Consider the following 21,685-nt stretch of genomic DNA (forward strand, 5'->3'; position numbering starts at 1 on the left):
GGCGTTAATGATCTAAAAATGCCTATTAAGAAAGTAGGATATTCCAAATTTGTTCCCTGATCAGCTGAAATCCGGAAAATTCGGTCTTCGGGCACAGGGATGGCAAGGCCGATCACGTGCCGTCCTCCTCATCCCTCATCTGATCGAACCGCCGGTTCTCCAAGATCTCGGCGGTCGCGTCCCGGACCCTGAGCAGAGCCTTTCGGGTCTCGCAGGTCTCGACATCCTTGCAGTCCTCGCAGCGGCGATAGGCCGTGCGGCTGGCACAGGGCGCCAGCGCCAGCGGGCCGTCCACAACCCTCAGGACGTCGGCGAAGCTGATTTCGGAAGCCGGTTGCGCCAGGATATAGCCGCCGTTCTTGCCGCGCGAACTGGAGACGAACCCCGCCCGTTTGAGCTCAACGAGGATGGCTTCCAGAAACTTCTTCGGAATGGCTTCTTCGTCGGAAATAACGGAGGAGGAAACGGGTATCGTTCTCGGAGCGATGTTGAACATCGCGCGAATGGCATAACGGGCACGCTGGGAAATCATGCGGCCATTTGATCCGCCAAATTCAGGCCGTCAAGCCAGTTCGTGATGACGTGGCGTCCGGCATGGTGCACCGGTTGTTGGAGCTTAAGAAGCGGACGCTGATCGGTGGCACCGCCCGGATGATGCTAAGGGATTAACTCTCTTCGTCCCGCATTTCATTGCCGTTGGACGGAGCTTCCGCCACGCGGATACGATGCAGCGCATTCGGGAAGGACACGCGGATCGTCAGATCGCGGCCGGTTTGCTCTTTCGTCAGCGTGCCGCCAAGCTGCGTTGCCATGGCTTCGAGAAGGTGCGAGCCGAAGCCGCTCGAGCTTACCTCGTCTTCTTGCTTTTCCTGCACGGCTGCGCCTGTCTCGTCCTCGGCGACGCTTTCCTTCCAGAGGATGCCGATCTCGCCCGCCTCGCTCTCGGCCCATTCGATCGCGAGGACGCCGCCCTTGCCGAGGGGACCGTATTTCGCGGCGTTCGTCGAAAGTTCGTAGAGCACGAGCCCGACTGATCCCGCCTGCGACCGGTTGAGGGCAAGCGGCGGACCATCGGCATGGATTTCGATCCCGGACAGGTTTTTGTAAGGGCCGAGAATGGCATCGACGATATCGGCGAACAGGGTTCTCGTCGCTTCGCCGGACACCGTATGCGCCTTGGAGAGCGCCGCGATCCGGGCACGGGAGACGTCGCGCAGCTCCTCGACAGAACCGGCCTCGCGCGCCGACAGCGAGATGAGGGCGCCGGTCATGGAGAAAAGGTTCTTCACCCGGTGATCGAGTTCGCCGGTGAGGAGGCTGGCATGGGCATTCGCCTGTTCGAGGTCCCGGTTGGCGATGGCGAGTTCCCGGGTCCGCTCCTCGACGCGGCGCTCCAGCATATCCCCGGCCTGGCGCAGTTCGGCGGTCAGCGCCTCGTTCTCGGCGCGGTGGGTTCTGAGCCATTCGGTGGCCCGGCGCATCGCGGTCTTGGTGCGTTCGAGTTCGGAGAACCAGAGGGTCTGGATCGGAACGTCGTCGAACCGGCCTTCCGCAATATGATCGGCCTGATCGGCAAGGCCGCGTATGGGCCGGGTGACGGAGCGCGCAAAGAGCGCTGCGACGAGGCCGGTGAGCACGATGACGACCAGCACCGCGCCGAGCCCGAGGTCGCGGACCCGGCGAAGCGGGGCGAGGATATCGTCCTCGGGAAGATAGGTGACGACAGCCCACGGCGTGCGCGAACCCTGCAGCCGCCGGATCGCCCCGCGCCAGGCCTCGCCCCCGACCTCGAAGCGCACCGTCTGGGCCGCCCCAGGCGCGATCGAACCTATCCCGCCCGGAAGGCCTTCGATTGCGGCGACGAGCGGCGGATCGTCGATCTCGTCGTAGCGGGCGAAGCGTGGTTCGCCATCGTTCTCTTCATCCGTGCGGACGACGGATTCGGTCCTGTGTGCGATGATGGCATCGTTTCGCGAGACGACCGCAACTGAGCCGCGCGCGCCGACATCGAGACCGTTGAGGAAATTGGAAACCGCGTCGATCTCGATATCGATGCCGACGACGCCTACGGATGTGCCGTCACCGGTCTTCACGGGCGTTGCGACCGTGATGCCGGGCTTGTTCGAGGAAAAGAAGATGTAGGGCCGGGTCCAGATGACGGTTCCTGCCCTGAGGGCTTCCCGGTACCAGATCCGGCTGCGCGGGTCGTAGGTGTCGTTCGGATCACGCTCGGTGTCCAGCCGGCTGAAGCGTTCGTCGTAATAGAGGAGGGACACCTGGCGCTCCGGCCACGTCATGATGAGCTTGGAGCGGAACGCACCGGCCGTCCGGCTTTGGTCCCGATTGACGTAGATGAAGGACCCGTCCGCTGACCCGTAGAATATTCCCGAGAAATCGCGCTTGTTGCGCAGGATTTCGTAGAAATAGCGCATCAGCCTGTCGGGGTCCGTCGCGGTCACGACGGCACCTTCGGCAAGCCGCTGGGAGAGGGCGGCCGCATCATCGGCGGGATCGAGGAAGTTCTCGGTAAAGGCGGTCGCGTCAGCGGCGGTCTTCTCGGTCAGCCGGTCAGCGTATCTCAGAAGAACATCCTGGGATGTGACGTAGGTGAGCGCAACGATTGCGAGCAGGGCCACGAGCTGAAGACTGACCAGCGTGGCTGGAAGAACGACGCGCAATGACCGCATTCATCCTCCCATCTGTTGCCTGGTTCGCTTTTTCTCCGTCCATCTATCTCTTTCGCAAAATGCGACCGAATACTAGACCTTACGTAACGGTTTCGTGAGTTCTAGGGCGCAGGCGTTGCCGTCAGGTCGCGTCTCCGCCCGCGAGCCGTTGCAGCAGCCAGCCCCGAAAAGCCCGGCTACCGATGGTTTCGGCATCGGCCTGCAAGGAGGACAGCCAGTAGGCGCCCATGTCGATCTCGAGTGGAAAGGGGCGGCAGAGGCGCCTGTCCTTCACCCAGCCGGCGAACATGACGGCCGGAAGCAGGCCGACGCCCATGCCGCGGGCGGCCATCTCGGCAATCGCGAGGGAGCTGTCGAAGACCGGGCCCCGCAACACCGGCTCCGGAAGGGCGTAGGACGAGAACCAGGCCGTCCATTCAGAACCACGATAGGACCTCAGAAGCGTCTCGTTCTGAAGGTCCGCCGGCGCCTTCAGCCGTTCTGCGACGGCGGGGTGGCAGAAGAGCGAGAAGGGCGCGTCGAGGAGGCGGACCGAATGGGTGGCCCGCCAGTTGCCGTCGCCGAACCGGATCGCGAGGTTGAGACCCTCCTCGGCGATGTTGACGCGGTTGTTGTTGGTATAGATACGCACGTCGATTGCGGGATGACATGTTTGGAAGTCGTCCAGCCGGGGCAGGAGCCATTCGGCCGCAAAGCTCGAGACGACGCCAACATTGAGGACCTCCCGGAAACGCTCGTCGCCGAACCGGTGTAGCCGCTCGGCGATGAGATCGAGCGCTTCGGTGAGAACGGGGAGCAGAGCCTCGCCTTCCTCCGTCAGCACCAGACCACGCGGAACCCGGCGAAAGAGGGTGACGTCGAGCTTTTCCTCCAGCTTGCGGATTTGGTGGCTGAGCGCGGCCTGGGTGACGCAGAGCTCGACCGCAGCGCGGGTGAGATTGAGGTGCCGGGCGGCGACCTCGAAGGCACGCAGCGCATTCAGCGGGAGTTGCGAGCGATCCATGGCCGCCATTATTTTTTCTAATCGAAGACGTGAGACATTGTCGCTTTTGATTGAGACAAGAATATCTAATATTGAATCAACCAAAAGACAAATTTTGTTCATTTTGGCCTACAAGAAGGGAAGACTACGCTGGTTCAGCGGTGTCGAATTCTGATCGAAACCTGAGAAAGTTCTTAACGAAATCTTAACGCGAGCGCCGATGACGGGCTTGCCGAAGGAGGCCGAACTCACCATGCCTCGAACCCGGTTTGCGGTGTTTCTCCTGCTTGTTCTGAGTGCCGCCCCCGATCGTGCGGGCGCCGAAGCGCCGGTCTTCGATCCCGCGAGTCCGTTCCGCGTCGGTGAAGGCTTCGCCGAGGTTCCCGCGACTTGCGACACGCTTCAGGGCTGGATGGACCGTGCGCCCGCTTATGACGGCCGCTACAGCATGACCATCACCGGGGCGCTTGCTTCCAGCCAATGGGACGGGGCGCTCGCCTATCTTTCGATGTGCGATCCTGCCGGCCCGCGCGTGATCTGCGTCACCTATCAGCCGCACGAGGTCGACCCGCAAGTGAGCGTGCTGCTTGCGGGCGGTTACCAGCGGATCGACGAGAAGACCGTGCTTCTCGATCCATGCCTTGCCTACGACGAATGACGTCGGCCTCGTTTCATCTCTCTCGGCAGAGGAGTCCCATGCGGAAGTCGCCACGCATTGTCATGGCCATCGCGGCCTTCGCTGCCGTCTACGGCGCCATCGTTGTACGCCTCGCCGAATTCGCGAACGATAAGCCGACGCCGGCGGTGCTTGCGCTTTCATCACCATCGGCCGCGCGTCCGGATATCGTCGACCGCAACGGGACGACGATGGCGACCGATCTGCCGGCAAGCTCGATCTTCGCCGAGCCGCGGCGCATCGTCGATGTCGACGAGGCTGTCGAGAAGCTGACGGCGGCTTTGGGCGATCTCGATCCGGTGGCGATGCACCGGCTGCTTTCTTCCAAATCGGGCTTTGCGTGGATCAAGCGGCGCGTAACGCCGGCCGAGCGGCAGGCGGTGTTCGCGCAGGGCATTCCCGGCATCGGCTTTCGCACAGAGACCCAGCGGCTCTATCCGAACGGGCCGAGTGGCGCCCATCTCCTCGGAACGGTCGACGTCGACAATCGCGGGACGGCGGGGATCGAGCGCTGGATCGACCGTGAGGGGCATGCGAGCCTGCGAGACGCAGGCCTCGACTTCACGCGCGAGGATCTCGAGCCGGTGGCCCTCAGCATCGACAACCGGGTCCAGCACGCGGTGCGCGACGAACTCGTCGAGGCGATCGAGAAATTCGACGCGGTCGCGGGCTCCGGCCTCGTGCTCGACGTGAGATCCGGCGAGGTGATCGCTCTCGTCTCGCTGCCCGATTTCGATCCGAACCAGCCGTCCGATGCCCTCAAGCCCGACCGGATCAACCGGATGAATGTCGGCACCTACGAGATGGGCTCGACCTTCAAGGCGCTGAACACGGCGATGGCTTTGGATTCCGGCCGTTTCGACATTCGCTCGGTGCTCGATGCCTCGAAGCCGCTGCAGTTCGGGCGCTTCCGTATCAATGACTATCGCGGCGAGAAGCGGCCGCTCACAGTGCCGGAAGCCTTCATACACTCCTCCAACATCGCGATGGCGAAGATGGCGATGGAGATCGGCGTCGACGGACAGCGCGATTTCCTCAAGCGTTTCGGCCTGCTCGACCGGTTGACGACCGAGCTTCCGGAGACGGCATCCCCGATCCTGCCGAGAGACTGGCGGCTCTTGAACACGGCGACGATCTCCTTCGGCCACGGGCTTGCGGTGACGCCGCTTCAGGCGAGCATGGCGATCGCCGCGCTGGTGAACGGGGGAACGCTGATCCGCCCGACCTTCATCAAGGACGCGCCGCTCGATGGTCGCATCCTTCAGACGGGACTCGTCAGCGACCGGACGGGCGAGGCGCTGCGCTATCTGATGCGCCTCAATGCCGAGATCGGCTCTGCGAAGAAGGCAAATGTCGAAGGCTTCCATATCGGCGGCAAGACCGGAACCGCAGAGAAGGTGGTGAACGGCCGCTACGCCAAGGACAAGGTGCTCACCTCCTTCATGGGCGTCGTGCCGGCGGACGAGCCGCGCTACCTGATCCTCGTGATGCTCGACGAGCCGAAGGGCTCCAGTGAGACATACGGCTTCCGCACCTCCGGCTGGAACGCGGTGCCGGTCGCGGGCAAGCTGATCGAGCGCGTGGTGCCGATGCTGGGGATCGCGCCGGACTGGGAGCGGCGCCCGGCGTTTCCGCAGATGATCGCGGCGCACGCCTTCGGTTCGGAACGCTTTGGCCCGGGCCGGCAGGACTTGATGCTGCCCGTCGTCGAAGAGAGCTGGAGCGGGCCGCGGGCGGTCGAACGGCCTGAAGATGTTTCACCGTGATGAAAACGGGATTTCTGCTCCGGATCGACCTTTCGCGATCTGCCTTTCAACCCCCAACGAAAAAGGGCGGCCCCGAAGGACCGCCCCATGTGGATCAGGTGCTGTGTGCGCCTGAGCGTCGGACTTAGAAGTCCATGCCGCCCATGCCGCCCATTCCACCCATGCCGCCAGCGGGCATTCCGCCGCCGCCGCCGTTGTCCTTCTTCGGCGCTTCCGAGATCATCGCCTCGGTGGTGACGAGAAGGCCGGCAACGGAGCCTGCGTCCTGCAGGGCCGAACGGACGACCTTGACCGGATCGACGATGCCCATCTGGATCATGTCGCCGTATTCGCCGGTCTGTGCGTTGTAGCCGAAGGAGAGGGACTCGTTCTCGAGGATCTTGCCGACCACGATCGAGCCTTCGCCGCCCGCGTTCTGGACGATCTGACGGATCGGAGCCTGAAGCGCCTTGCGGACGATGGCGATGCCGGCGTCCTGATCGGCGTTTGCACCCGTGATGTCGAGGGCGTTCGAAGCGCGGAGAAGCGCGACGCCGCCGCCGGCAACGATGCCTTCTTCAACGGCCGCGCGGGTCGCGTTGAGGGCGTCGTCGACGCGGTCCTTCTTTTCCTTCACTTCGACTTCCGTCGAACCGCCGACGCGGATGACGGCAACGCCGCCAGCGAGCTTGGCGAGACGCTCCTGGAGCTTCTCACGGTCGTAGTCCGAGGTGGTCTCCTCGATCTGCGCCTTGATCTGGCCGACACGGGCCTTGATCTGCTCGGCTTCACCGGCACCATCGACGATGGTGGTGTTTTCCTTGGTGATCGAGACCTTCTTGGCGCGACCGAGCATGTCGAGGGTGACGTTTTCGAGCTTGATGCCGACGTCTTCCGAGACGACCGTGCCGCCGGTGAGGATCGCGATGTCCTCAAGCATGGCCTTGCGGCGATCGCCGAAGCCCGGTGCCTTGACGGCAGCGATCTTCAGGCCGCCGCGGAGCTTGTTGACGACGAGCGTTGCGAGGGCTTCGCCTTCGACGTCCTCACCGATGATGACGAGGGGCTTGGACGACTGAACGACCGATTCCAGAACCGGCAGCATCGCCTGAAGGTTGGAGAGCTTCTTCTCGTGGAGAAGGATATAGGCGTCTTCGAGTTCGGCGACCATCTTCTCGCCGTTCGTGACGAAGTACGGCGACAGGTAACCGCGGTCGAACTGCATGCCTTCGACGACTTCGAGCTCGGTCTCGGCGGTCTTGGCTTCCTCGACCGTGATGACGCCCTCGTTGCCGACCTTCTGCATCGCGTTGGCGATCATCTGACCGACTTCGGTCTCGCCGTTTGCGGAGATCGTGCCGACCTGTGCGACTTCGTCGGAGGTGTCGATGGAGCGGGCGGCCGTGCCGAGCGCTTCGACGACCTTCAGGATGGCGGCGTCGATGCCGCGCTTGACGTCCATCGGGTTCATGCCGGCGGCAACCGCCTTGGCGCCTTCGCGGACGATGGCCTGAGCGAGAACGGTCGCGGTGGTCGTGCCGTCACCGGCCTTGTCGTTGGTCTTGGAGGCGACCTCGCGCACCATCTGCGCGCCCATGTTCTCGAACTTGTCTTCGAGTTCGATCTCCTTGGCGACCGAAACGCCGTCCTTGGTGATGCGCGGAGCGCCGAAGGACTTGTCGATCACGACGTTACGGCCCTTGGGACCGAGCGTCACCTTCACTGCGTCGGCGAGGATGTCGACGCCGCGCAGCATGCGTTCGCGAGCGTCGCGGCCGAACTTGACTTCTTTAGCTGCCATGTGGGTTTCTCCTCAGCGTGCCGTCAAAGGCCACGCTTTGTTGAATGAAATTGGGAAGAGTTCGAAAGGCTGATCAGCCGGCTATTCAGCCGACGATGCCCATGATGTCGGACTCTTTCATGATGAGCAGGTCTTCACCGTTCAGCTTGACCTCGGTGCCCGACCACTTGCCGAAAAGGACGCGGTCGCCCTGCTTGACGTCGAGGGCAATGACCTTGCCGCTGTCGTCACGTGCGCCGGAGCCGACGGCGACGATCTCGCCTTCCTGCGGCTTTTCCTTCGCGGTGTCCGGGATGATGATCCCGCCAGCGGTCTTCGCTTCGGACTCGACGCGGCGGACGAGCACGCGGTCGTGAAGCGGACGGAAGTTCGCATCTGCCATGTTCTTTGAACCCTTGTTGTGCGACATGCCGGACCCTTTTTTAAGGTTTAGGCATCCGGCTCGAAAACTTTTAGCACTCATCGGTGACGAGTGCTAACGGCAGCGGAGATAGGAGAGGAAGCGCGTCCGCGTCAAGCGGGGACATGCAAAAAATGTCGCAGCGCGCGCCGGATGTGGAGACGGTTCGCGAGAACCACAAGAGGCAATCTTGACCCGGCTCTCCATATGCCCCTAACGCCAAGGGGCGACACGCGATTGAAGGAACTGCAATGGCCGAGACGACCGCCGAAGAGAGCCGAAGGATCGAGACGTTGAAGGACGTTACCGACGGATATGGCGCCATCATCTGCGACGTCTGGGGGGTCGTCCATAACGGGGTTTCGAAATTCGCCGCCGCCGAGGAGGCTTTGCTGTCGGCTCGGCACAACGGGCTGAAGGTCGTGCTTCTCACCAATTCGCCGCGTCCCCATGACGGCGTGGTCGCGCAGCTCGAGGGCATGGGCTTCGACGGCAATGCCTACGACGACATCGTGACCTCCGGCGATGCGACGCGCGAACTGATCGCCAAGGGCGAGGGGCCGATCTATCACATCGGGCCGGAGCGCGATCTCGATCTCTTCAAGGGGCTCGAGGCCGAACGGGTGCCGATGGAGGAGGCGACCCGCGTCGTTGCCAGCGGTCTCTTCGACGACGAGAGCGAAACGCCGGACGATTACCGCAAGCTGCTGAAGGATCTGCGCGACCGCGAACTGCCGATGATCTGCGCCAATCCCGATGTCGTCGTCCAGCGCGGCGACAAGCTGATCTACTGCGCCGGGGCAATCGCGCGCGAATATGCAGCGCTCGGCGGCTCGGTCGCCTTTGCCGGCAAACCGCACACGCCGATCTATGAACTCGCCGCCGAGCGGATCGGCTTCGGTGACGACGAGCGTTACAGGATTCTGGCGATCGGCGACGGCATGCCGACCGATATCCGCGGGGCGCATTCGTTTGGGCTCGATGTTCTGTTCATCACGCGTGGTATCCATGGCGATGAACTGGATTCGATCGATCCCAGCGCCGAGAGCGTGACGCGGCTTCTCGACAAGAACGGCCTTCGGGCCCGCTATTACATGCCGGCCCTGAGGTGATCTTGGCCGAGCCTTCCAAAGCGATCCGGCGGCTCGGCACCGTCGAGCATTGCCCGGACGACATCAAGGGCGGTGTCGTCGCGATCGGCAATTTCGACGGCGTGCATCGGGGTCACCAGGCTGTTCTGGAGAAGGCGGCGGAGATCGGGGCGGCCGAGAACCGGCCGCTTCTGTGCCTCACCTTCGAGCCCCATCCGCGCACGGTCTTCGTGCCGGACAGGCCCGTCGCGCGGATCACGCCGGCGCCGATGAAGGCGCGCATTCTGGGCCTTCTCGGCTTCGATGTGGTGATCGAGCAGCCCTTCACGAGGGATTTTGCCGGCATCGCACCGGAGGCGTTCGAGCAGGACGTGCTCGTCGAGGCGCTGGGCGCGGCCCATGTGGTCGCGGGTTTCGACTTCCATTACGGCGCGAAGCGCTCTGGAACGCCGGAAGGCCTCGGCAAAGCGGGGCTCGCCCTCGGCTTCGGCGCGACCCTCGTACCGGCGTTTGAGGACGAGGGTGGTGAGAGCGTTTCGTCGAGCCGTATCCGTGCGGCTTTGGGCGAGGGAAGGGTGGAGGAAGCGGCCGGCCTCCTCGGCTATCGCTTCACGATCCGGGGCGAAATCGTCCACGGCAAGAAGCTCGGCCGCACGCTTGGCTATCCGACGGCGAACCTCGTGCTTCAGGACGAACTGCTCGCCCACGGTATCTATGCGGTGCGCTTCCGCCGCGCCGATGGAACGCTTCTCGATGGGGTCGCGAGCTATGGCCGGCGCCCGACCTTCGACGACGGGGCGGCCCTCTTCGAGACCTTCGTCTTCGACTTTTCCGGCGATCTTTACGGTGAGACGGTCGAGGTATCGCTGGTCTCGCGCCTGCGTGGCGAGGAGAAGTTCGACAGCGCCGAGGCGCTGGTCGAGCAGATGAACCGGGATGCCGACGAGGCGCGGGCGGTACTGGCGGAAATCGCGCCGCTCTCGCCGCTCGATCGGGCGATTTCCTTTTGAACCACGGCGGTCCGGGCAATCCGGTCGCGCTGATCACCGGGGCGACCTCCGGTCTGGGTCTCGCGCTGACGCGTCGGTGGGCTGGGCGCTACCGGCTGGTTCTGACAGGCCGGCGCGCGCTGTTTCCGGAGGCGCTGCCGGACGGCGCTTTCTATGTCGCGGCCGATCTTGCGGATGGTGAGGAGGCAACCGCCCGGTTGGAGACGGCACTTGAGGAAGCCGGGATCGACCGGCTCGATCTCGCCGTCCTGAATGCGGGGACCGGCCGCTACGGCGACCCGTTCGAGGAGGATGCTGCCAGCATTCGCGAAACGCTCGCCGTGAATCTTGCCGCGCCCGTCTTTCTGTCGCGCCTTCTCTTTCCGCATCTCGAACGCACCCACGGCCGGCTTGTCCTGATCGGCTCGGTCGCGCATCGCGGTTCCGGCAACCTCGCGGCCTACGCTGCCTCCAAGGGCGGACTCGATGCGTTTGCCCGCGCGCTGCGCGAGGAATGGCGCGGCCGGGTCGGCGTTTCGATGATCCATCCCGGCCCGATCGCGACGGCGATGCACGAAAAGGCCGGCTTCGATCCGAAGGGTATGCGGCGGATCTTTGCCTCGCCGGAGCGTATGGCTGCGATGGTCGAGCGCGCGATGACAAAGGAGCGGGCGGTTCTCGGACTGGGCCGCGTGCTTGCGCACAAGCTGACCCATGGAGCGCGGTTTTGAAACGCGCGCTTGTGACCGGGGCGGCGGCTGGGCTCGGGCGGGCGATGGCCGAACAGCTTGCCGGCGAGGGCTGGGAGGTCACCGGCCTCGACCGGGACAAGGGTGCACATGTCGCGATCCGTGCCGATCTCGCCGACCCACAGGAGCTGGATCGCGCGTTGGGCGAAGCGATTGCTGCCGGTCCCTATGACCTCGTCGTTCTCAATGCCGGCGTCTCGGCGACGGGGCGGTTCGAGGCGATCCCGCAAGACGTTCATGGGCGGGTGCTCGCGGTGAATGCGGAAGCGTCGATCGTCTTTGCCAACGGTCTCGTCAGAACGGGTGCTTTGAAGCCGGGTGCGGGCCTCGTCTTCGTGTCCTCGCTCTCTCACTTCGTGGGCTACCCGGGCGCAGCGAGTTATGCCGCCTCGAAATCGGCCGTCGCGGTCTATGCGAAGAGTATTCGCAAGCCGATGAAGACGCGCGGCTATTCGGTGACGCTCGCCTGTCCCGGTCCGATGCAAACGGGACAGGCCGAACGCCATGCACCGCCGGCTGCGCGGGCAGACAAGCGGATGACGGCGGAGGCCGCTGCGAAAGCGATCGTGAAGGCCGCTCTCGCCGGGCGCTTTCTTGTTGTCCCGGGCGTGCCCAACCGCGTCTCATCACTCTTCGGTCGCCTCGCGCCGCGCCTTGCGACCCGCACGATGCGCAAGCTGATCTATGCCAAGCTCGATCGCGACGTCTGGTAAGACAGGCTGTTTCCACGACAGGCATAATCGCGGCTGGCTTTCTGGCACATACGGTTCACTTGAGCGTTTTCGCATTCCAGTCTCGCCGGAAGCCTTGGCTTCACGTTATCAAGCCTAACTGAAAAGGTAGGTCTGCAAGAAGTCGGGACGGGAAGCTTCAAGACGTCGTCCCGCTCGCGAGAAGAACGAAAGTGCTGTCCGATGCTCGAAATTGTCGAACAACTCGAAGAAAAGCGCACTGAGGCGCGTCTGGGCGGAGGGCAGGCGCGCATCGACAAGCAGCATGAGAAGGGCAAGCTGACGGCCCGCGAGCGGCTGGATGTCCTGCTCGATCCCGGCTCGTTCGAGGAATACGACACCTTCAAGCTCCACCGCGCCACCGATTTCGGCATGGGAAGCCAACAATATCCGGGTGATGGCGTCGTCACCGGCTGGGGCACGATCAACGGCCGGCCCACTTACGTCTTCTCCCAGGACTTCACGGTCTTCGGCGGATCGCTTTCGGAGACCCATGCCGAGAAGATCTGCAAGGTGATGGACCTTGCTGTCCAGAACGGCATCCCGCTGATCGGCCTCAACGATTCCGGCGGCGCGCGTATTCAGGAGGGCGTCGCCTCGCTGGGCGGCTATGCCGAGGTGTTCTGGCGGAACGTTCAGGCCTCGGGCGTCGTGCCGCAGATTTCCGTCATCATGGGTCCCTGCGCGGGTGGCGCGGTCTATTCGCCGGCAATGACCGACTTCACCTACATGGTCCGCGACACCTCATACATGTTCGTGACCGGGCCGGACGTCGTGAAGACCGTCACCGGAGAGGTGGTGACGGCCGAGGAGCTCGGCGGCGCGACCACCCATACCAAGAAGAGCTCCGTCGCCGATGCCGCCTTCGACAACGATGTCGAAGCGCTCATGGAGGTGCGCCGGCTCTTCGACTTCCTGCCGTCCTCATCGCGCGAGACCGCGCCGACGCTCGACGTTCACGATGATCCGAACCGGCTGGAAAATTCCCTCGATACCCTCGTGCCGGACAATGCGAACACGCCCTACGACATGCGCGAGGTGATCGAGAAGATCGCCGACGAAGGCGACTTTCTCGAAATCCAGAAGGATTTCGCTGGCAATATTCTGGTCGGCTTCATCCGCATGAACGGCCAGTCCGTCGGTGTCATCGCCAATCAGCCCATGGTGCTCGCCGGCTGCCTCGACATCGACTCATCTCGCAAGGCCGCCCGCTTCGTGCGCTTCTGCGATGCCTTCAACATCCCCATCCTCACGCTGGTCGACGTGCCGGGCTTCCTGCCGGGCGTCAGCCAGGAATATGGCGGCATCATCAAGCACGGTGCGAAGCTGCTCTTCGCCTATGCCCAGGCGACGGTGCCGAAGGTCACCGTCATCACCCGCAAGGCCTATGGCGGGGCCTACGACGTGATGGCGTCGAAGCACATCCGCGCCGACGTGAACTATGCCTGGCCCTCGGCACAGATTGCCGTGATGGGTGCCAAAGGCGCATCCGAGATCATCCACCGCAAGGATGCCGGCGATGCGGACAAGCTCGCGGCTCATACGAAGGAATACGAAGACCGCTTCGCCAATCCCTTCATCGCAGCCCAGCGCGGCTTCATCGACGAGGTGATCATGCCGCATTCGACGCGGCGGCGGGTGCTGCGGGCGCTGGAAATTCTCAAGACGAAGGACGTGCCGGAGCCGATGCGCAAGCACGACAATATTCCGCTGTGAGGCGAAAGCGCGTTCACGTTTCGACCGACGGTCCGTCACGGCTCGCCGTCGGCCCGAGCCTCGATATTTAGCCTCCTGCGATGCGCCGCATCGCCTCATGAATTCGAACGAAGACAGGTCCCAATCGATATGGCCGACGAAACCAAGTTTCCACCCGAAAAGAACCTTCCCGCAGGCTATGTGCCGGCAAAGGTCTGGAACCCGGACGTCGAATCCGGCGGCACCTTCGCCTCGATCAACCGGCCGACCGCCGGTGCGCGGGATGAAAAGGAGCTACCGGTCGGCAAGCACCCGTTGCAGCTCTATTCCATGGGCACGCCCAACGGCGTCAAGGTGACGATGATGCTGGAGGAGCTTCTCGCCGCCGGGCATGCGGACGCAGAATACGACGCCTGGCTGATCCGCATCCACAAGGGCGACCAGTTCGGTTCCGGCTTCGTGTCGATCAATCCGAATTCCAAGATCCCGGCGATGATGGATCACAAGCCGAAAGGCGGCGACGACCCGGTGCGCCTCTTCGAATCCGGCTCGATCCTTCTCTACCTCGCCGAAAAGTTCGGCGCCTTCCTTCCGAGCGACCTACGCGGACGTACCGAAACGCTCAACTGGCTGTTCTGGCAGATGGGCGCGGGCCCGTTCCTCGGCGGCGGCTTCGGCCATTTCTACGCCTATGCGCCGATGAAGATCGAATATGCCATCGACCGCTTCGCGATGGAGGTGAAGCGCCAGCTCGATCTTCTCGACAAGCAGTTGAAGGAGAACGAATATATCGCGGGCAGCGACTACACGATCGCGGACATGGCGATCTGGCCTTGGTACGGACGCCTTGCGGCCCACGGTGCCTATGACGATGCCGGCACCTTCCTCGCCGTCGACGAATACGAGCATCTTCAGCGCTGGCGGAAGCAGATCGGCGCGCGCGAGGCCGCCAAGCGCGGCTCGATGGTCAATTCCACGACCGGCGATCCCTCGACCCAGCTCCACGAGCGCCACGACGCCTCGGACTTCGAGACGAAGACGCAGGACAAGATCGGGGACGGCGAATAGTGGCTGACTGCCCCGAGATGACTGGCTACCCCGGCAGTCCTTCGGGATTGCCGGGGAGCGGCTTACAGTTCGCGCTTTGTCGCGCCAATCCGAACGGCACGACGACGGTGATCGAGCGGCAATCTCGATGCGGGTCGCCTCTTCTGGCTCTTCAACCGAGAGATTGTGCCCGTCGAGCATCCATTCGACCCGCAATAATACGAAGCCCTGCTGCGCATCGACGAAACCATCGCCCGTAAGACGAACCCCGAGGTTTTTCAGGAGGTGCTGGAAGTATAACCGTTAGATCACCTCTGTTTCAACCAGAAAGACCGCCGGTTACCCGGTCAAAAGATTGGCCAACACGAAGCAAGATCATCGATGTCTAAAGAAACCAGTAAGTTCCTGTCCTACATCCTGCGTCATGCGCCAGACACTATCGGTCTGACGCTGGGCGAAGGCGGCTGGGTTGGAGTGGACGAATTGATCTCGAAGGCGCGAGCGGCAGGTAAACAGCTCGACGAAGAGACGCTGAAGCAGATCGTGGCAACTAGCGACAAAAAGCGCTTTACGCTTTCAGATGATGGCCGACACATACGAGCGGCGCAGGGGCATTCGGTGACGGTTGCGCTCGGCCTCGAACCAGTCGAGCCCCTCGACGTGCTATATCACGGTACCGCAACTCGGGTCCTCGATGTCATCTTGGCTGAAGGTCTGGCTCCACAAAGCCGCCAGCAGGTCCATCTGTCGTCTGATGAAGAGACGGCGGTGAAGGTCGGTATGCGTCACGGCAAGCCGGTTGTCCTAGCAGTCGACGCCAAGCGTATGCAGGCTGACGGTCATCGTTTTTTTCGGGCTGACAACGGCGTCTGGCTGACGGACGCCGTGCCGCCCGCATATCTTGAAGTTCTTTCGCCTAGAGGTTGATTTCAGTGTTCAGTAAAATCCTCATCGCCAACCGGGGCGAGATCGCCTGCCGGGTCATGAAGACCGCCAAGGAGATGGGGATCGCCACCGTGGCGGTCTATTCGGATGCCGATCGCGATGCCGTCCATACGCGGATGGCGGACGAGGCAGTGCATATCGGACCGGCGCAGGCGAACCAGTCCTATCTGGTCGCTGACAGGATTATCGCGGCCTGCAAGGAGACCGGGGCGGAGGCCGTCCATCCGGGCTACGGCTTCCTGTCGGAGAACGCGAAGTTCTGCGAGGCGCTGGAAGCGGCAGGCATCACCTTCATCGGGCCGAAGCCCAAGGCCATCAAGGCGATGGGCGACAAGATAACCTCCAAGGAGATCGCGGCGAACGCGGGCGTTTCCACCGTGCCCGGCCATATGGGCCTGATCGGGGATGCCGAGGAAGCCGCCAGGATCGCCGCCGAAATCGGCTATCCGGTGATGATCAAGGCGTCGGCCGGCGGCGGCGGCAAGGGCATGCGCATCGCCTGGAACGACGAGGAGGCCAAGGAAGGCTTCGCGCGTTCGAAATCCGAGGCCGCGTCCTCCTTCGGCGACGACCGCATCTTCATCGAGAAGTTCGTTGAGGAGCCCCGGCATATCGAGATTCAGGTTCTCGCCGACGCCCATGGCAACTGCATCTATCTGAACGAGCGGGAATGCTCGATCCAGCGGCGCAACCAGAAGGTGATCGAGGAGGCGCCGTCTCCCTTCCTCGACGAGGACACCCGCCGCAAGATGGGCGAGCAGGCGGTGGCGCTGGCGAAAGCCGTCGACTACCAGAGTGCCGGCACGGTCGAGTTCATCGTCGACAAGAACCGCAATTTCTACTTCCTCGAAATGAACACCCGGCTTCAGGTGGAGCATCCGGTGACGGAGCTGATCACCGGCGTCGATCTCGTCGAAGAGATGATCAGGGTCGCGGCCGGCGAAAAGCTGTCGCTCACCCAGGGCGACATCGGCATCAAGGGCTGGGCGATCGAGTCCCGCATCTATGCGGAAAACCCCTATCGCGGCTTCCTGCCCTCCACCGGCCGGCTCACCCGCTACCGCCCGCCCGAAGAGGGCAAGGCGGCGGACGGCACGATCATCCGCAACGACACCGGCGTCACCGAAGGCTCGATGATCTCGATGTTCTACGACCCGATGATCGCCAAGCTCTGTACCTGGGGTGAGACGCGCGATAAGGCGGTGGCCGCGATGTCGGATGCGCTCGACGCCTTCGTCGTCGACGGGATCGAGCACAATGTGCCGTTCCTCTCGGCCATCATGCGCCATCCGCGCTGGCAGTCCGGCGAGATTTCCACTGGCTTCATCGCCGAGGAATATCCGGACGGGTTCGAGAACGTCGAGCCGGACGCCGAGACCTTCACTCGCATGGCGGTTGCCGCGACGCTGATGGCCCAGCGCGCGACGCGCCTGCCGAGGGATGCGAGCGGCCAGCGGCTCGAAAGCCTGCTGCCGCAACAGGAGGGCTTTACCCGGGTGGTGATGGTGCCCCTCGGCGAGGGCGAGCGCACAGTCTCGATCACCGAGGCAGGCATCTCGGTGGACGGCGCAGAGCCGGTCGAGGCCGAGATCGCGTGGCAGCCCGGCGCGATTACAGCCGAACTAACCTTTGGTGGCCGCACGAGCATCCACCGGGTCAATCCGATCACCTCGGGCTACCGGCTGCGCGGCGCAGGCTTTGACGTCGCGCTGAAGGTCTACCCGCCGCATGTCGCGCCGCTCGCCAAACTGATGCCGGAAAAGCTGCCGCCGGACCTTTCGAAATTCCTGATCTCGCCAATGCCCGCCGTCGTCATGACGCTCTCGGCCAAGGAGGGCGATCAGGTTCACGAGGGCCAGATCCTCGCGGTGATCGAAGCCATGAAGATGGAAAACGTGCTAAGAGCCGAGCGCAGCGGCACGGTCTCGAAGGTCGCGGTCTCCGAAGGCGACAGCCTAGCGGTGGACGACGTGATCATGGAGTTCGAGTAGAAGAGAAGGCGCGGCGGTAAGGGCCGCTGGCACCAGTTCTTTGCCGGCGCGACGCGACACGATCATTTTGAGCGAGACATTCGATACCGTCGAATGCGACCTTGCTCTCAATCGGCTTTCGAACGGAGGAGTTCGAGCGACATGGACGACAAAGCGGCAACCGATCTTGACCTCAACGCGGCTCCCGCCAGCGATGCGCCCTCCTGGGAGGAGATCGCGAAAAAGGAGCTGAAGGGCCGCGACATCCTCGATCTGTCGACCAAGACGCCGGACGGGCTGACGATCAAGCCGCTCTACGGCCCGGACGACCTGCCCGAAGGTGTCGGTGAGGCCCTGCCTGGCGTCGCGCCGTTCATGCGGGGGCCGCGCGCCACCATGTATGCCGGCCAGCCCTGGACGATCCGCCAATATGCCGGCTTCTCGACGGCGGAGGAATCCAACGCCTTCTATCGGCGCAATCTTGCGGCCGGGCAGAAGGGCCTCTCCGTCGCCTTCGATCTCGCCACCCATCGCGGCTATGATTCCGATCATCCGCGCGTTTCCGGCGATGTGGGCAAAGCGGGCGTCGCGATCGACAGCGTCGAGGACATGAAGATCCTCTTCGACGAGATTCCTCTCGATCAGATGAGCGTCTCGATGACCATGAACGGCGCGGTCATCCCGACCCTCGCGATGTTCATCGTCGCGGCGGAAGAACAGGGCGTCGAAAAGACAAAGCTCACCGGGACCATCCAGAACGATATCCTGAAGGAGTTCATGGTCCGCAACACCTATATCTATCCGCCCGAGCCATCGATGCGGATCGTCGCGGACATCATCGCCTATACGGCTGCCGAGATGCCGAAGTTCAACTCGATCTCGATCTCCGGCTATCACATGCAGGAGGCCGGAGCGACGACCGCGCAGGAGCTCGCCTACACGCTGGCTGACGGTATGGAATATGTCCGGGCCGCCATGGCGCGCGGGCTCGACGTGGACCGGTTCGCACCGCGCCTCTCCTTCTTCTTCTGCATCGGCATGGACTTCTTCAAGGAGGTCGCGAAACTCCGCGCCGCCCGGATGCTGTGGGCGAAGATCATGGAGGATTTCGGCGCGACGGACGACCGCTCCAAGATGCTGCGCACCCACTGCCAGACCTCGGGCGTATCGCTCACCGAACAGGACCCCTACAACAACATCGTCCGCACGGCTTACGAGGCGCTGTCGGCGGTGCTTGGCGGCACCCAGTCGCTGCACACCAACGGCTTCGACGAGGCGATCGCCCTGCCGACGGATTTCTCCGCCCGCATCGCCCGCAACACCCAGCTCATCCTCCAGCACGAGACCGGCGTCACCCGCACGGTCGATCCGCTCGGCGGGTCTTATTACGTAGAGGCACTGACGAAGGACCTTGCCGACAAGGCACTGGAGCTGATCGAGGAGATCGAGCAGGCCGGTGGCATGACCAAGGCCGTCGGGGCCGGCATTCCGAAGTCGCGCATCGAAGAGTCCGCCGCCGCCCGGCAGGCCCGCATCGATCGCGGCGAGGACGTGGTGGTCGGCGTCAACCGCTACCGGCTGGAGAACGAGGACGCGATCGACTTCCTCGTCGTCGACACCGAGGATGTGCGCAAGAGCCAGATCAAGCGCCTGAAAGAGGTTCGACGCACACGCTCGAAGACCGAATGCGAGGCGGCGCTCTCCAAGCTCGAAGACCTCGCCCGCTCCGGCGAGGGCAATCTTCTGGAAGCGGCAGTGGAAGCCGCCCGCAAGCGCGCGTCCCTCGGCGAAATCTCAACCGCCATGGAACAGGGTTTCGGAGGCCGGCACGTGGCGACCCATACCCTCAACAAGGGCGTCTATGCCGATGCCTATGAGGGCGACCCGGAATACGACGTTCTGAAGAAGCGCATCGCCGAACACGTCGAGACGACCGGAAAAACCCCCAAGGTGCTCGTCGCAAAGCTCGGCCAGGACGGGCATGATCGCGGCGCCAAGGTCATCGCCTCGGCCTTTTCCGATCTCGGCTTCGACGTGGAACTGTCCGATCTCTTCGCGACCCCGCAGGATGCCGCGAAACGTGCATCGGAACTCGGCGTCGACGTCGTCGGCGTCTCGACCCTCGCCGCCGGCCATCTGACCCTCGTGCCGCAGCTCATCGAGGAGCTGAAGACGATCGGCAGCGAAGACATCCAGGTCGTCTGCGGCGGCGTCATCCCGGCACGCGATTACGAGCCCCTTTTCGAGGCCGGTGTCGCCGAAGTCTTCGGCCCCGGCACCAATGTCCTAGACGCCGGCCGCTCTCTCCTTGGCATCATCCAGGGCGAGCGCCGTAACACGCGCGTGCCGCTGCGGGAGCAGACGAAGGACGGCTCGCGCAGGCAGGCGTAACCGCAAGTCCACGGGAAGGAGCCGAGATGAGAGCCCTGTTGAGCGAAACGCCCGGCGGGCCGCAATCCCTGCGGCTGGTCGAGATCGACACGCCGGAACCGGCGGCAGATGAAATCCGCATCCGCATGGAAGCGGTGGGCGTCAACTATCCCGACATGCTGATCATCGAGGACCGGTATCAGATCCGGCCCGAGCGGCCCTTCGCACCAGGCAGCGAGATTGCCGGAACGGTGGAGGCGATCGGCTCCGATGTCGAGGGATTTTCGATTGGCGATCGCGTGATGGCGGTGCCTCTCTACGGCATGATGGCCGAGAGCGTCTGCGTGAAGGCCGGGTTCTGCCATCGCTTTCCAGACGATATGCCGTTCGAGACCGCGGCAGCACTCCAGATGACCTACGGCACTGCCCTCTATGCTCTGACGGAGCGGGGCGATTGCAAGCCGGGAGAAAACGTTCTCGTGCTGGGTGCAGCCGGCGGCGTCGGGCTCGCCGCCGTCGAACTAGGCAAGGCTCTCGGTGCGCGCGTCGTCGCCGCGGCTTCTTCTGAGGAGAAGGTCGCGATCACGGTCGAGCATGGCGCGGAAGACGGTATTGTCTATCCCAAGGGCGAGATCGACAAGGAGGCTTCCAAAAGCCTTGGCAAGGCGTTCAAGTCTGCCTTCGGCGGTAAGGGGCCTGACATCGTCGTCGATATCGTTGGCGGCGCCTACAGCGAGCCGGCGCTGCGGTCCCTGCGCTGGGGTGGCCGCCATCTCGTGGTCGGCTTTCCCGCCGGCATCGCCTCGATCCCGCTCAATCTCCCGCTTCTGAAGAGCTGCGATATTCGCGGCGTCTTCTGGGGTGAGGCGGTGTCCCGCGATCTCGATGCCCATCACAAGGCGATGGACCGCCTCATCGAATTTGCCCGGACCGGCGCGATCAAGCCGCGCATCCACGCGACCTACTCTTTGGCAGAAGGCGCCGATGCAATCGCGGCTCTCGGCTCGCGCGGCGTTATCGGCAAGGTTGTGGTCGTGCGGTGATTGCTTGTCGGACTTAGGTTCGGAACCTTATCGGCCGCTTGTTCAGGCGGCTGCTCCGGTCTCTGCAATTCCCAGCGTCCGGTGCAGATAGCCCTTGTTCTTTGTGAGATCGGCGATGGTATAGCGGCCGAGGGTGGAGAGAAACGCCTCCAGCGCCTGACGAAGGGCGGAGTTCAGTTCGCAGCTGAAGATCAGCGGGCAGTCGGCGCCCGCCTCGAAGCACTCGGCCATCAGGAAGCTTTCTTCCGTCAGCTCCACGACCTCGCGCAGATTGATCTCGGAAGCCTCCCGCGCCAGCCGGATACCGCCATTGCGGCCTCGAACCGTCTCCACGAAACCGGCCGAGACCAGCGGGTTCAGGATCTTGAACATGAAGGGTTCGGGAGCGGAATAGGATCTGGCGATCTCGCCGAGCCGGCTGAGCCGATCTTTGTTGACCGCCAGATACATCAGAATCCGGATCGCGTAATTCGTCTGCCGCGTAAGGCGCATGGACGGTCCCGTCTAAACAAGAGCTGCTCTCTCCAATTTAGAACGCTTCCAGAGTGAAGGAAAGGGCCCAGCGCGTGTCGATTTGCCGCAAAAAGGAAAACGAGCAGAGCGGTGGCACGTTTTGCCGCGTAACATCGTCCGTTTTTCGGCTGCGCCATGACCGTCCGTTGCGATCCTGGCCCCGCCGATCGGGATTGGGTGCCTGATGGGCTTTTAATGCGAAAAATTTGGCCTCGCCCATCCTGCGCAGAGGGCTGGGCCGTATGAGAGCC

Annotated in this window: 18 protein-coding genes; 12 read left to right on the forward strand and 6 right to left on the reverse strand. The window is 63.4% G+C overall.

Annotated elements, in window-relative coordinates; all coding sequences use genetic code 11:
- Window positions 1–112: 112 nt before the first annotated feature.
- The 3 genes from ABRA89_RS00505 to ABRA89_RS00515 form a co-directional block, all read right to left on the reverse strand.
- Window positions 113–532: an RrF2 family transcriptional regulator gene (locus ABRA89_RS00505; protein ID WP_349939493.1), complete on the reverse strand. Its 420-nt coding sequence runs from the start codon at window positions 530–532 to the stop codon at window positions 113–115.
- A 133-nt stretch (window positions 533–665) separates the two neighbouring features.
- On the reverse strand, window positions 666–2,687 hold the full coding sequence (locus ABRA89_RS00510; RefSeq protein ID WP_349939494.1) for a cache domain-containing protein: 2,022 nt from the start codon (window positions 2,685–2,687) through the stop codon (window positions 666–668).
- A gap of 121 nt (window positions 2,688–2,808) precedes the next feature.
- Window positions 2,809–3,699, reverse strand: coding sequence for a LysR family transcriptional regulator (locus tag ABRA89_RS00515; RefSeq protein WP_349939495.1), 891 nt, complete (start codon window positions 3,697–3,699; stop codon window positions 2,809–2,811).
- A gap of 190 nt (window positions 3,700–3,889) precedes the next feature.
- Here ABRA89_RS00515 and ABRA89_RS00520 point away from each other — a divergent pair, with 190 nt between their 5' ends.
- Together ABRA89_RS00520 and ABRA89_RS00525 are read left to right on the forward strand one after the other, a co-directional pair.
- On the forward strand, window positions 3,890–4,327 hold the full coding sequence (locus ABRA89_RS00520) for a hypothetical protein (protein WP_349939496.1): 438 nt from the start codon (window positions 3,890–3,892) through the stop codon (window positions 4,325–4,327).
- Window positions 4,328–4,365: 38 nt separating this feature from the next.
- Complete coding sequence (locus ABRA89_RS00525; protein WP_349939497.1) at window positions 4,366–6,111, forward strand: peptidoglycan D,D-transpeptidase FtsI family protein; 1,746 nt, start codon at window positions 4,366–4,368, stop codon at window positions 6,109–6,111.
- A 124-nt stretch (window positions 6,112–6,235) separates the two neighbouring features.
- Here ABRA89_RS00525 and groL read toward each other — a convergent pair whose 3' ends face one another.
- Window positions 6,236–7,891 carry a chaperonin GroEL gene (gene groL / locus ABRA89_RS00530; RefSeq protein ID WP_349939498.1) on the reverse strand — a complete coding sequence of 552 codons (1,656 nt, stop codon included), beginning with the start codon at window positions 7,889–7,891 and terminating at the stop codon, window positions 6,236–6,238.
- A gap of 85 nt (window positions 7,892–7,976) precedes the next feature.
- Window positions 7,977–8,273, reverse strand: a complete 297-nt coding sequence (groES, locus tag ABRA89_RS00535; protein WP_349939955.1) for a co-chaperone GroES — start codon at window positions 8,271–8,273, stop codon at window positions 7,977–7,979.
- A 269-nt stretch (window positions 8,274–8,542) separates the two neighbouring features.
- Here groES and ABRA89_RS00540 point away from each other — a divergent pair, with 269 nt between their 5' ends.
- The 10 genes from ABRA89_RS00540 to ABRA89_RS00590 all read left to right on the forward strand — a co-directional run bounded on the left by ABRA89_RS00540 (window position 8,543) and on the right by ABRA89_RS00590 (window position 20,921).
- The gene (locus ABRA89_RS00540; protein WP_349939499.1) at window positions 8,543–9,403 is read left to right on the forward strand and encodes a TIGR01459 family HAD-type hydrolase; all 861 of its coding nucleotides are present in this window, start codon (window positions 8,543–8,545) and stop codon (window positions 9,401–9,403) included.
- A complete protein-coding gene (locus tag ABRA89_RS00545; RefSeq protein ID WP_349939500.1) occupies window positions 9,400–10,392 on the forward strand; it encodes a bifunctional riboflavin kinase/FAD synthetase in 993 nt (330 codons plus the stop codon). The genes ABRA89_RS00540 and ABRA89_RS00545 overlap by 4 nt, the downstream gene beginning before the upstream one ends.
- On the forward strand, window positions 10,389–11,102 hold the full coding sequence (locus ABRA89_RS00550) for an SDR family NAD(P)-dependent oxidoreductase (RefSeq protein WP_349939501.1): 714 nt from the start codon (window positions 10,389–10,391) through the stop codon (window positions 11,100–11,102). The genes ABRA89_RS00545 and ABRA89_RS00550 overlap by 4 nt, the downstream gene beginning before the upstream one ends.
- Complete coding sequence (locus tag ABRA89_RS00555; RefSeq protein ID WP_349939502.1) at window positions 11,099–11,833, forward strand: SDR family NAD(P)-dependent oxidoreductase; 735 nt, start codon at window positions 11,099–11,101, stop codon at window positions 11,831–11,833. The genes ABRA89_RS00550 and ABRA89_RS00555 overlap by 4 nt, the downstream gene beginning before the upstream one ends.
- 201 nt (window positions 11,834–12,034) lie before the next feature.
- The gene (locus ABRA89_RS00560) at window positions 12,035–13,567 is read left to right on the forward strand and encodes an acyl-CoA carboxylase subunit beta (protein WP_349939503.1); all 1,533 of its coding nucleotides are present in this window, start codon (window positions 12,035–12,037) and stop codon (window positions 13,565–13,567) included.
- 129 nt (window positions 13,568–13,696) lie between these two features.
- Window positions 13,697–14,614: a glutathione-dependent disulfide-bond oxidoreductase gene (gene yghU, locus ABRA89_RS00565; protein WP_349939504.1), complete on the forward strand. Its 918-nt coding sequence runs from the start codon at window positions 13,697–13,699 to the stop codon at window positions 14,612–14,614.
- Between the two features lie 360 nt (window positions 14,615–14,974).
- Window positions 14,975–15,520: an RNA 2'-phosphotransferase gene (locus ABRA89_RS00575; RefSeq protein ID WP_349939505.1), complete on the forward strand. Its 546-nt coding sequence runs from the start codon at window positions 14,975–14,977 to the stop codon at window positions 15,518–15,520.
- 5 nt (window positions 15,521–15,525) lie between these two features.
- A complete protein-coding gene (gene accC / locus ABRA89_RS00580) occupies window positions 15,526–17,529 on the forward strand; it encodes an acetyl-CoA carboxylase biotin carboxylase subunit (RefSeq protein WP_349939506.1) in 2,004 nt (667 codons plus the stop codon).
- A gap of 141 nt (window positions 17,530–17,670) precedes the next feature.
- Window positions 17,671–19,899, forward strand: coding sequence for a methylmalonyl-CoA mutase (gene scpA / locus ABRA89_RS00585; RefSeq protein WP_349939507.1), 2,229 nt, complete (start codon window positions 17,671–17,673; stop codon window positions 19,897–19,899).
- A 26-nt stretch (window positions 19,900–19,925) separates the two neighbouring features.
- Window positions 19,926–20,921, forward strand: coding sequence for an NADPH:quinone oxidoreductase family protein (locus ABRA89_RS00590; protein WP_349939508.1), 996 nt, complete (start codon window positions 19,926–19,928; stop codon window positions 20,919–20,921).
- 42 nt (window positions 20,922–20,963) lie between these two features.
- Here ABRA89_RS00590 and rirA read toward each other — a convergent pair whose 3' ends face one another.
- Window positions 20,964–21,413, reverse strand: coding sequence for an iron-responsive transcriptional regulator RirA (gene rirA, locus ABRA89_RS00595; protein WP_349939509.1), 450 nt, complete (start codon window positions 21,411–21,413; stop codon window positions 20,964–20,966).
- Window positions 21,414–21,685: the final 272 nt, after the last annotated feature.

The sequence above is a fragment of the Fulvimarina thalattae genome (assembly GCF_040239565.1).
GTDB lineage: Bacteria > Pseudomonadota > Alphaproteobacteria > Rhizobiales > Rhizobiaceae > Fulvimarina.